This window comes from Aestuariibaculum scopimerae, from assembly GCF_059428085.1.
In genome coordinates this window covers 1,662,078-1,674,015 of the sequence record NZ_CM182089.1, presented here as the reverse complement: position 1 = coordinate 1,674,015, position 11,938 = coordinate 1,662,078, and the positions used below count along the sequence as shown (strand labels likewise).

Sequence of the window (11,938 nt, the reverse complement as noted above, 5' to 3'; positions counted from 1 at the left end):
TACTTCGCCAAAGGAGCAACTTTTAAACCAGAACAGTTTGTTTAAATATTTAAGCTTTATTGCTTTTCTAAAATATTTATTTCTCCAATAGAAACACTGTTTTCATTTCCTACTGCTAACTTAGCCACAAATCGCAGATACCTAGCTCTTACTGTATTAAAGTTTTTTATTTGTTCTATCGGATTGTTTTTAATATTAGAAAATTCCCCCTCCGATTGCATGGTCCAATTCTCATTATCTATACTTGTATAGAATGCATAATTAGAAATAAGATATAGGTTATTGCCCACTTGTTGGGGGACGTATGAAAAGCCACTTATTTCTTGTATACCCCCCATATCAATTTTCACTTCTTGTGGAAGCTCATCCCTATTATTCCCTAATCTCCAAGTTGTACTAGGGTTGCCATCAATAATTTTGTCTGCCGTTGCTAAATCGCCCCCTGTAACAGAAACTATGGTCCATTTTTCTTTAGACATCCCGTAGCTTTTTGTTTTTACAGTACTGGTTATTTTCTCATCTGTTTTGTATGCAATAGCTTTTATATTTACTGCTTCTTTGCATGTAAAGGGCGCTTTATATAATGGGCTATAAATTGTGGGGGTAGATCCGTCTAGGGTATAATATATATGGTTTCCTTTTTCAGCATTCATAGTCACTGTACCATTCTTATCGCGTTTTATAATAGGGGAGCGGACTAAAGTAGGCGCATTGTACGCCTCAATATTAGAGATAGCAATACTCGCTTTAGAATTGGCAATGTTTACCCTAAGCGCGGTAGCTGTAACTCTAGGTATTCTTAAAATTCTTTTATAGCCAATAGTGGTTTCGTTGGCCATAGTTTGCCATTGGCCATTAACTTTAGCCTCTACGTTAAATTCTTTTACACGTTGGCCTAGTTTAATATATTCTTGAAGCAATATACGGTTAATGGTTGTAGGGTTTTTAAATTCAAATAGTACCGAGGCTGTGTTAACATTATTATCTGTGGACCAATAGGTGTTTTTATCACCATCCATTACATTTTTAGCCGAATATACTGCTTCATTACCACGTATATTATTGGCCCAAACCTGACTTCCTGCCAATAGTTCGGTTTTAAAATCTGCTTTAATAGTTGCTGTTAATTCTTTTAATCTTGCTTCGTCATTCTCGTTAACAAGCCCTCGTTTATCTATCGGGAGGTTTAACAAAAGGTTTGCATTTCTACCTATAGATTGGTAGTAAATATCCACCAATTCTTCTAATGATTTCACTTTATCATCTTCTATAGCATGATAAAACCATCCCGGTCTTATGGAAACATCTGCTTCTCCTGGCACCCATTTTTCCCCATCTTCATGCCCAGACATAAATTCGGTATAATGCACTTTCCCTGCCAATTCATCTTTTTGACGCAACAAACACCAATTGGTTTTATTGGCCCTACCGTCTTCATTACCTATCCATCTTGCTTCAGAGGGACCAACTCCCCATACAAGTGTTTTCGGAGAAATTTCATATATCAATTTATAGGTTTCATCCCAATTATAGTATTCAAGTGTATTTATTTTTCTCATCTCATTTGCTCCGCCGTAGTAACCATCGCCTCCATTGGCGCCGTCAAACCACACTTCAAACACATCGCCGTAATTGGTTAGTAATTCTTTTAATTGATTTCTAAAATAAGTAATGTAACCGGGTTTACCATATTCAGGGTGATTTCTATCCCAAGGTGAAAGATAAATTCCTAGTTTTAAATTGTATGCTTTACAAGCTCTGGCTAATTCCATAACCACATCTCCTTTACCATTCTTCCATGGAGAATTTTTTACAGAACGCTCGGTATATGCAGAAGGCCACAAACAAAACCCATCGTGGTGCTTAGCTGTTATGATAATTCCCTTCATCCCAGCCTGTTTAACTATACGGGCCCACTGCCCTGCATCTAACTCAATAGGGTTAAACAATTCTGGAGATTCATTACCATATCCCCATTCTTTATTTGTAAAGGTGTTTAATGAAAAATGCACAAAAGCATAAAATTCCATTTCATGCCAATCCAGTTGTTTTTGTGTTGGCAAGGGTCCAAATGGTGAAGGCGGATTTACAGACTCTTTGCAACTATTAAAAATAATTATACATAAAAAACTTATTAATTTAAAAATAGGTCTCATTATAATATAGATATCATTTATTTGCCTTTAAGCTAACAACTTTATAATATTAAACTAAATTAATTATTTCGCCACTACCATTTCGACCAATAACAATTTTAAAAACCTATAGGTTTAATATTATGAAACACTCACGAGAATTGCACTCGCATTACCTAGGTGTTCCACCTGACCGAAATAAAAATTAAATATAACCAGATGAAAAGCATTTCAGCATACCCGAAGAAAAATGTCTTTATAGATATGGTATTGAAAATACAGCATTAAAGAATCTTAAAACGTATTTTTGATGAATATGGATTTGTTAAAAATGCATCAGTTTTGTTCTTCAAACATTTTCTCCGAAAACAATTTCCTTTTAAGATACTACTTCTTGTTAAGTGCAGCAAATATGTTTCTACAAATCAGCACTTTATATAATTTTTATTAGACTTTTATTCGTGAATTCGTGGCTTCTTTAAGGTTCTAAAAAAGGCATCATTTTTGTGGCATAATTAACTTTAAAAAAACACAATACTATGGTATTTTTTATACTTTAGTAATAAAAACCTTCTTTTAAACCAACTGTTATGACTATAAAAACACGTTTTACCAACCCCAAAAAACGACAATTATTTGGCATGTACACGCTTTTAATGGTCCTTGCTCTAGGGCTATTTACCACACCCCGATTGCACGCCCAAAAACTAACGATCGATAAATCTAAAATAAGCCTTAAAAAACTATTTAACACCATTGAAAAGGAAAGTGGTTACCACCTGTGGTACCCCACCACACTTTTGGATACCCGCAATAAAATAGCCATCCATTTACAAGATGCCAGCCTAGAGGAAACCTTGGATGTGGCAACGACCAACCAAGCCTTTACCTACACACTTGTAGGCAAGACCATTGTGCTTAAAGCCCGCCCTGAAAACCCTGTGCTAAGCACCATGGGCAGTACAGGCACTCCTGATGGCGAGCAGGTAAACACGGGTTATGGCTATGTGGACAAAAAGGTCGCTACCAGTTCTATTAGTATGGTGGGTAAGGACGACCTATCTAAAAACACATCTATAAATATTGCGGACCGATTGAGTGGGCGCGTGCCCGGACTATTGGTGGAAGGCCAGGGCGCCAACATGACATTGCGGGTGCGCGGCCAGAACTCTTTACAATCGGGGAACGATCCCTTAATTTTGGTGGATGGCATGCCCTATGCAGGTAACTTAAATATTTTAGACCCCAATACCATTCAAGATGTAAGTGTACTAAAAGACGCCGCTGCTACAACCCTGTATGGCAGCCGTGGTGCTAATGGGGTGGTGGTAATTACTACCTCGCGGGGTGAGGGCACCAATACAGCTACTGCCAACAGTACCTTTCGCGAACGCCGCAACGGCACGGTGGTGTTTAACCAAACTCCTGGCGAAGTGGTGCTTGAAGCCATTGCCAAATGGTACCATAAGGAGGTAAAATATGCCAAACCCCTAAACCCAGTAAATTACTCAGGCACCTTAAACCCGGCACTTCCCATAGACACTATCGTTAACATACTGCAAACTAGTGGCATGACCTTAAAACTAAAAGGCACCTTGCTTATTGCGTCTCCCTAACAGGCTTTTTGCAAATGTACTTTTCTATAATATAAGGGGTAATGGGGCTTAATATCCGACCTGTTTCGGGATGAAGCCCCAAAGCCGAAAAAAATTCCAATTCCATATGGCTGTTTCGTCCATACCATACCTTTACTTCGCCATCGGGGCTAAAAAATTCGGTGTTACAATGCACCTGCAACTTCCTAAATTGCTTTGCCATATCCTCATTATATAGCATTAGCTCACCCATATTAAATATATCACTGTTAAATTTTACTTCCACATATTGAATATCGTTCCACACCATCCAACGCTGTCTTGTAGTAGATTGATATGCTACAAACCCTGCAAATAGCATACTGCACACTATAAATGTTATTTTATGCCTTTTAAAAAAGGCCTGTAATGTATTCCCTTTGTTTATGGACACCATGGTATTGTACACTTCTTTCCCCGTAGCATGTGCCAAAACATACGCTTCATAGTTCTTGTAATTTAAATATTCCGAAATTTTGTTTAGCAAATCGGTATTCGGGTTGCAGGTAATACTCCCATCATTTTCAATATACTTTTCATAATACCTCACAAAGGTAATCTTGCTTACGGCAAACTTTAAATCGTCTGTTAAAACCCTTCCAAGGTGGGTTGATAGGCCATGCTTCGTAACATTTCCAGATTGTTTTTCAGCTTTAACAAAAGCGTCTTGAAATAGTTTCTTTTTCATCATTTGAGGGATTGAGGGTTAGTTGACTGTATGGGCTGTGCGAAAATTTGGCGAACATAAAACGCACATAGGGTGTACATTTTTGTTTGCACATTATTGACTGGAAAATGCCTGTAATGTGTTTGCTGTCTGTCCTTAATTTCTCTTTTCATTTGTTTCAGAATTAAGCGTTACGCCTTACTCATGATAGGGTTTATCGTGTTCCAAAAATTCTAATCTAGGAGCGGTTAGGTAAAGTTGTATAACCTCCGGGAAGTAGTTATACCCTTTACTGCAACGCTCCAAACTTCCCAAAACCGAGAGACGTCTCAACCAAATTTTCGCGTGTTGCTATGAGCGCTGTAGCCTTATCCGATACAACTCGGACAGCAACACTATTGTCCAATTTTAATTAGAAACAAAGTGAAAAAAATATATTTAATTATGCTTGCGGTTATCCTCAATGGGGCCATTTTTTCTTGTTCGCCCGAGGCCAAAGTATCCGATAATGTACCCACATATGCTGATGATGATGAAGATTGTTGTGGAGGTGAAGATGATGTTGAACATGACCCACCACCGCCACCAAACCCTTGATCCATATTATATAGTAATAAACTAAAAATTACTTACTATTTTAGAGGCATGAAAGTATTAAAACGGTCATGCCTCTTTTTTTATGCCGTAGCCACCATGGTATTGGGGTTGATGGTTCAAAGTGCTTACGCAGAACAATATAAACACACAAAAGATAGTGTAGAGTACTACAGAGAAAAGATTATCAATCCTAAAACCAGTGACGACCTTACCAAGGCATATATCTTTTTTCAAGAGCACAAAACCTGGGCACAAAAAAACAACAAAACAAGCTATATAGCTTATGACTTGTTACAAATTTGCAAAATAACTTACAGGTTAGGTTTTTTTACAGAAAGCGAAATAGCTGCTGTTGACGCTCTTAAACTATTGGATAATGCCGAGAAAACTGACTATAACAAAATATTAATAAAAAGTTTATACAATCAATTAGGTATCATATATAGAGAACAGGGAAATACCCAAAAAGCTATAGACCTATATAACAAAAGTTTTGAGTTTGCTGAAAACTCTGAAGATAGCATTATTACATATAACAATATTTCCAACCTCTACAAGGATTTAGAGGACTACCAAAAAAGTAAAAATCAACTCATTAAAGCCTACAACCTAATTAATAATACAACTGACACAATTAAAATAGCACTAATTCTAGACAATCTGGGTTATGCAAACTCTAAATTAGGCAAAGAAAATAACCTTGAGTATATGCTTAAAGCCTTAGAGCTTCGTAAAAAAATTGATAAGGCACAAGTCTACGCAAGTTATAGTCATTTAGCCGACTATTATAAAGACAAAAATAATTTAAAGGAAGCTAAAACCTATGCCCTTAAAGCCTATAATTTGGCAAAATCATTAAACCGTTTTTCTTATATGCGAGATGCCCTAGCCATTATGATAGATTTAGGTGAAGGCTCTTATGCCAAAGCCTATAAGACCCTAAGTGATAGTATTCAAAAAGACCGACAACAACAAGAGAATAAATTTGCCCTTATGAAGTACGACGTATTAAAAAAGGAACAGGAACTTCAAAAAAGCGAGCTTATAAAAGAGCGTATTTTTTGGAGCGGGCTCGTTATTACTATCGCATTGGTTTTCTTGATTTTTTACCTACAGTCCCGGTATAAAAAGAACACATTGAAAGAGATTTATTTAACCGAAGGCCGTATTTCTAAAAAAGTACACGACGAGGTGGCCAACGATATGTACCAGGTTATAACCAAATATCAGGAACATCCAGAGGATAAAGACGCTTTACTGGATACCATGGAAAATATATATTCCCGTACCCGAGACATATCTAGGGAAAACAGTCCTATTGATGTAAACGAAAACTTTGATGAACTGCTTAACGACCTCTTTTTAAGTTTTAAAAACAGCCAGGTTAATATTATTACCAGAAACATCTCGAAAATTAATTGGGATGGTATTGAAAGCATAAAAAAGATTACACTTTATAGGGTATTGCAGGAGCTTTTGGTAAATATGAAAAAGCATAGCAAGGCCTCTATTGTAGCCCTAACCTTTAGTCAACTTAACAAAAAAGTGGTGATTACCTATACCGATAATGGTTTGGGGTGTACCATAAAAAAAGGGTCGGGACTGCGGAATGTGGATAACCGCATAAAATCCATAAATGGAAGTATTATTTTTGAATCCAGTATTAATAAAGGATTCAAAACTAAAATTACAGTATGACCATGTTTAGAAAAGTTTTAATTGTTGACGACCACGATGTTGTGAACGATGGCGTGCTTGCTGTACTTAACAGTAATGGCATTACCAATGTGCATAAAGCACAGTATTGCGATGAGGCCGCGCTTAAAATAAAAAAGGCCGCTTTAGAGAACCATCCCTTTGAGTTGCTTATAACCGACCTGTCTTTTAAATCAGATTTCCATGAGAGCAAACTATCTTCTGGCGAGGCACTTATTGGCGATATAAGGCCCGAGCACCCCGATTTAAAAATTATTGTATACTCTATGGAAGATAAGCTGCAAAAGGTAAGGGTATTGGTAAACACCCACAACATAAATGCTTATGTATGTAAGGGACGCCACGGGTCGTTTGAATTGGCAAGAGCCATTGCTACGATAGCAAACAAGTCCTTATACCTTTCGCCACAAGTAGAAAATGCTATGAACCCAACACCCAATTTAGAGGTTGATGACTACGACATTGAAATAGTTAGGCAGCTTTCACAGGGCTTATCACACCAGGATATTAGCCTGTTTCTACGAAAAAGCAATATGGAGCCCAATAGTGTTAGCTCCGTTGAAAAACGCGTTGGAAAGCTTAAAGACCAATTTAAAGCCAACAATGCCATACACTTGGTTGCCATAATAAAAGATTTGGGGCTTATTTAATACCCCCCATTTTTACGGTTAACCGTAAAAATGGAAACTCCTAAAATCGTTTGGCCATAAAAACACGAATTGCTACGTAACTTTTTTTAAGACAAACCTCGAAAACCCTTAGCACGCTTGAGATAGCGTGCTTTTTTATTTTTCTATAATTTTTTTAAAAAAAATTTACCCATTTTACGGTTACCCGTAAAATACTATCAAAAAAGGGTTGTAGGTTTGTTTGTGTTGAATCAATTTGCTATTGATTCAACTTGATCATATATTAAGCCCCACCCAGTGAGGCTATGCTTTAAGGCACGTTCTTCGGAACGTGCTTTTTCTTTCTTTTAAAAAAAATTTGCCGTTTTACGGTTACCCGTAAAATACTGAACATAAAGGGTTGTAGGTTTGTAATAACATGTATTTGTTGCTAATACTGCGATTGATCATGTTAACTATACTCAAAGCCCTCTTTGGAGAGAGAAGAGGTAACTATGTTATGCACGCCCTTCGTTTGGGGCGTGCTTTTTATATTCACAAAACCATTAAATAGCATATCATTTTATGATATATTTTCTATACCTTCGGTTTTAGTTACCTTTGTAAACCTTAATACACGCACTTATGATATATTCAATGACGGGTTATGGAAAATCTGTATTGCAATTGCCCACTAAAAAAATTACGCTAGAGCTTAAGTCCCTAAATAGTAAAAGCTTGGATTTGAATGCTAGAATGCCTTCTATTTATAGAGAGAAGGAACTTGTTATTAGAAAGCTTATTGCAGATAAACTGGTTAGAGGTAAAGTAGATTTCTCTATTTATGCGGAAGCAACTGCCGAAGACACCTCTACACAAATTAACACCCCGGTTGTAAAACAATACATGGAACAGTTAAAACAGGTAGTTGATGCCGATGCCATTGAACTCCTTAAAATGGCCGTACGCTTTCCTGATGCTTTAAATACGGTTCGTGAAGAAATTGATGAAAATGAATGGCAACAAATTGAAGCTGAAATACACACGACTATTAACGACTTGATTGATCACCGATTGGATGAAGGCAAAGTATTGGAAAACGACTTTAACCTTCGCGTAAAAAGCATTGATGCGTTACTGGAGCAAGTTATTGCTATGGATCCCGAACGCATTGAAGGGGTACGCGAACGCTTGCTTAAAGGCATTGAGGAATTAAAAGAGAAGTATGACGAAAACCGTTTTGAACAGGAGTTGGTGTATTACATTGAAAAGTTTGATATTACCGAAGAAAAGGTACGCTTAAAAAACCACTTGAATTATTTTACCGAATCATTGAATTCCAAGGACTCCAATGGTAAAAAACTCGGGTTTATAAGTCAGGAAATGGGACGCGAAATAAACACCATAGGATCTAAAAGCAATTATGCCCCTATGCAGCAGCTCGTGGTACAGATGAAAGATGAACTGGAAAAAATCAAGGAACAGTTGTTAAATGTTCTTTAATACAATAATCTAGCTATTTATAATTACGTGACTAAAAAAGAGACGACTCAAGGCAAGCTTATCGTATTTTCAGCCCCCTCGGGTTCTGGAAAAACTACCATTGTAAGGCATTTGCTGGGCATTAAAGATTTAAACTTAGAGTTTTCCATTTCTGCAACCTCACGCGAAAGGCGTGGTACCGAAATTGATGGTAAGGATTATTACTTTTTATCGCTACAGGAATTTAAAAACAACATAAAAAGCAATGCCTTTTTAGAGTGGGAGGAAGTATATCGCGATAATTTTTATGGTACTTTAAAAAGTGAAGTGGAACGTATTTGGGCCATGGGCAAACATGTTATTTTTGATATTGATGTGTCGGGCGGACTGCGTATTAAACGCAAATTCCCCGAGCAAACCCTGGCCATATTTGTAAAGCCCCCCAGTATTGATGAATTAAAGATACGCTTAAAAAAGCGTAAAACAGAAAACGAAGACAAAATAAACATGCGGGTTGCAAAAGCATCTGCCGAACTGGCCACTGCACCCTTATTTGATACCATTATTGTTAATGATAATCTTGAAAAAGCATTGGCCGAAGCAGAAAAGCAGGTTCGTGATTTTTTAAACACTTAAGATTGCTGCCATGAAAATTGGATTATTTTTTGGATCTTTTAATCCCATACATATAGGCCATTTAGTTATAGCCAACCATATGGTAGAGTATAGTGATCTTGATGAAGTTTGGTTTGTTGTAACACCCCATAATCCGTTTAAAGAGAAACGCAGTCTATTGGATAACTACCAGCGATTGGAAATGGTATTCCGGGCCACAAAAGATTATGCCAAACTTAAGCCCAGCGATATTGAGTTTAACCTTCCCCAACCTAATTACACTATAAATACCCTAGTGCATCTACAAGAAAAATACCCTGATATGGTATTTGCCTTGATTATGGGTGAAGACAATTTAAATAGTTTCCATAAATGGAAAAACTATCAAGTTATTTTAGAAAACCATGATATTTATGTATATCCTAGAATATCTAATAAAGAGGTTCCTGCACAGTTTGATGGCCACCAAAAAATTCATAACATCAAAGCACCCATCATGCAATTGTCTTCTACAGCCATTCGAAAGGCCATAAAAGCGGGTAAAAATGTTAAGCCCCTACTCCCCGAACATGTCTGGGGCTATTTAGATGAAATGAATTTTTATAGGTGAGCCATAAAAGCTGTCTAAGATAAACTTAGACAGCTTTTATTTTTTTATATATTAGGATTCTTTTTTAACTAGGATGGCATGTTATCACCGCCATCACCGCCATCACCGCCATCTCCTCCGTCACCGCCATCTGGGTCTGGACAATCTAATAAATTGGCTTCGGTGTACATGGCCCAGCTTTTACCACCAAAATCGGCGCCTTCACCCCAGGCTGTTTCACCTCCTGTAGGGCCCATAACCTCTGCATGGGCAGCAAAACAATAGGTTTCACTTACCTCATCTAAAGGAATGGTATAAATCACCTCATCGGTACCTTCTGGGAAGGTGTCGGCATAATCAAAAAGGCCTATTTGGGGATTTCCTGCTTGGGTTGTTGGAAAACTACCCTCACTACAATCCGTTACACTTAAATGGGTAGCATAAATAGTCCAATCTCCATTCGCAGTATAGGTTATAATTAGGTTTTCACCATCGTTATCTACAGTGATAATCCCAGCTTCGTAATGCTGTCCTGCCATTAAACGTACAGCCACACAATGGGTGCCGTCGTTTACATCTACAGGTTCGCTAACAACATCGCCATTCTTTGGATGGTTGGGTTGGTTGGGATGTGGATTATTCTTTTTACTTATAATGTCCTGATGGGCCTCGAGAACACTTAAGGGCTCTAAATTACAGCTTGATAAAATAAGCATCAAAGCAGATGCTATTAATAAAGTAAAGTTTTTCATAACATTAATATATAAGTAGGTTTGGGAGACTAAATATATAGGATATAAGATGGAATTTTTAATTTTTTCGACAAACAACGGTTTTTAGTTACAGTTCGTCTATAATATTGTTATTTTTATAAGAAAAACCTATCAATTTTATACAAAAAACAAAAAAAGAAACCGCCTAAAGCATTGCGCCTTAAACGGTTCCATAACTAAATAACCAACCAAAATTTTTAAACCCTTGTATTTGTTCTTGGGTTGTCTACTTTATCTTTTCTTTGCTTACGCATTTTTTCTGTTGTTTTCCCTTTGGAATCTTCTTGCTTTAAGTATTGTATATACCCTCTGCCTTCAAATTCATAAACGGTTTCGGAAGATGGGTGGTATAACTCAATCTTTCCGTCATTTATAACGCTCAATTCAAAGTATTCATTGTCGAAATAATCATAATCTAATGTTAAAGTTTTTAAATATAGATTTCCTGATACATCACCTACGCCATATACCCCTGTATAATCCCAATATAGATTGTTGGCACTGGTACCATAGGCATCTTGTGAGCTCCTAAAAGTAGCATCATTGCCCCCAGCTAAAAACTGTAAATAGTTTTCATTGTCAAACTCATTAATAGCTCCAAAGTCACTAGTGTAGGTTTTCTCCCAAGCTTCGTACTCCTGCAAGAAGTAATGGATATTATCGTAAAACACAAAATCGTAATCAAAATTACTGCGTTGGTACCCATCTAAAAAGTAAGAGGTATCGTTATTGGGGTTGTACAGTTCTATAGTATTATTATCTATCTGGTACACATCAAAAGTTTCAAAGCCATCCACACTATGGTATACATCTAAAACCATATCATAGGCATCATAATCTCCTACGTTAATCCCAAAACCACCGCCATTATCACCTATACCCACAATATTGTTGTTGGCATACACAAAACCATTTCTAAAAGAAACGGTAAAGGCCTTTTGTAAAAAGGGCGTGGTACCGTAACCAACGGTACTGTTAATATCTACATACCATATTTCGTATGAATTTAATAGTTGGTTAAGAGATATGGTGGGTTCCTCCTCTACATGAACTTCGGTATAGCATGAGGTAAATAAAGTGGCTGTTAGTGCAAAGCTTAAAAGTAATTTTACAGTCTTCATA

Annotated in this window: 11 protein-coding genes; 7 read left to right on the top strand and 4 right to left on the bottom strand. The window is 37.0% G+C overall.

Translation table 11 applies throughout. From position 1 onward, the window contains the following. Window positions 1-56 precede the first annotated feature (56 nt). Window positions 57-2,156 (bottom strand): alpha-L-fucosidase, encoded by a 2,100-nt coding sequence (locus AC5SR4_RS07330; protein WP_495358885.1) that lies wholly within the window; start codon window positions 2,154-2,156, stop codon window positions 57-59. Between the two features lie 569 nt (window positions 2,157-2,725). On the opposite strand from AC5SR4_RS07330, the gene AC5SR4_RS07325 reads away from it, so the two are divergent. Continuing rightward, entirely contained in the window at window positions 2,726-3,751 is a 1,026-nt protein-coding gene (locus AC5SR4_RS07325; protein ID WP_495358884.1) for a DUF4974 domain-containing protein, read from the top strand. On the opposite strand, the gene AC5SR4_RS07320 is transcribed toward AC5SR4_RS07325, so the two are convergent. After that, window positions 3,735-4,460: a hypothetical protein gene (locus AC5SR4_RS07320; protein ID WP_495358883.1), complete on the bottom strand. Its 726-nt coding sequence runs from the start codon at window positions 4,458-4,460 to the stop codon at window positions 3,735-3,737. The two genes, AC5SR4_RS07325 and AC5SR4_RS07320, sit on opposite strands and share 17 nt — an antisense overlap. Window positions 4,461-4,859: 399 nt before the next feature. Here AC5SR4_RS07320 and AC5SR4_RS07315 point away from each other — a divergent pair, with 399 nt between their 5' ends. The 6 genes from AC5SR4_RS07315 (at window position 4,860) to nadD (ending at window position 10,064) form a co-directional block, all read left to right on the top strand. Beyond that, a complete protein-coding gene (locus AC5SR4_RS07315) occupies window positions 4,860-5,033 on the top strand; it encodes a hypothetical protein (RefSeq protein ID WP_495358882.1) in 174 nt (57 codons plus the stop codon). A gap of 48 nt (window positions 5,034-5,081) precedes the next feature. Beyond that, complete coding sequence (locus tag AC5SR4_RS07310) at window positions 5,082-6,731, top strand: tetratricopeptide repeat-containing sensor histidine kinase (RefSeq protein ID WP_495358881.1); 1,650 nt, start codon at window positions 5,082-5,084, stop codon at window positions 6,729-6,731. A 2-nt stretch (window positions 6,732-6,733) separates the two neighbouring features. Continuing rightward, window positions 6,734-7,399 carry a DNA-binding response regulator gene (locus tag AC5SR4_RS07305; protein ID WP_495358880.1) on the top strand — a complete coding sequence of 222 codons (666 nt, stop codon included), beginning with the start codon at window positions 6,734-6,736 and terminating at the stop codon, window positions 7,397-7,399. 603 nt (window positions 7,400-8,002) lie between these two features. Continuing rightward, complete coding sequence (locus AC5SR4_RS07300) at window positions 8,003-8,860, top strand: YicC/YloC family endoribonuclease (RefSeq protein ID WP_495358879.1); 858 nt, start codon at window positions 8,003-8,005, stop codon at window positions 8,858-8,860. 27 nt (window positions 8,861-8,887) lie between these two features. Continuing rightward, on the top strand, window positions 8,888-9,475 hold the full coding sequence (gene gmk, locus AC5SR4_RS07295) for a guanylate kinase (protein WP_495358878.1): 588 nt from the start codon (window positions 8,888-8,890) through the stop codon (window positions 9,473-9,475). Window positions 9,476-9,485: 10 nt separating this feature from the next. Continuing rightward, window positions 9,486-10,064, top strand: a complete 579-nt coding sequence (gene nadD / locus AC5SR4_RS07290; RefSeq protein WP_495358877.1) for a nicotinate (nicotinamide) nucleotide adenylyltransferase — start codon at window positions 9,486-9,488, stop codon at window positions 10,062-10,064. Between the two features lie 68 nt (window positions 10,065-10,132). Here nadD and AC5SR4_RS07285 read toward each other — a convergent pair whose 3' ends face one another. Beyond that, window positions 10,133-10,795: a hypothetical protein gene (locus AC5SR4_RS07285; protein ID WP_495358876.1), complete on the bottom strand. Its 663-nt coding sequence runs from the start codon at window positions 10,793-10,795 to the stop codon at window positions 10,133-10,135. Between the two features lie 218 nt (window positions 10,796-11,013). After that, entirely contained in the window at window positions 11,014-11,937 is a 924-nt protein-coding gene (locus AC5SR4_RS07280) for a nicotinic acid mononucleotide adenyltransferase (protein WP_495358875.1), read from the bottom strand. Window position 11,938 lies beyond the last annotated feature (1 nt).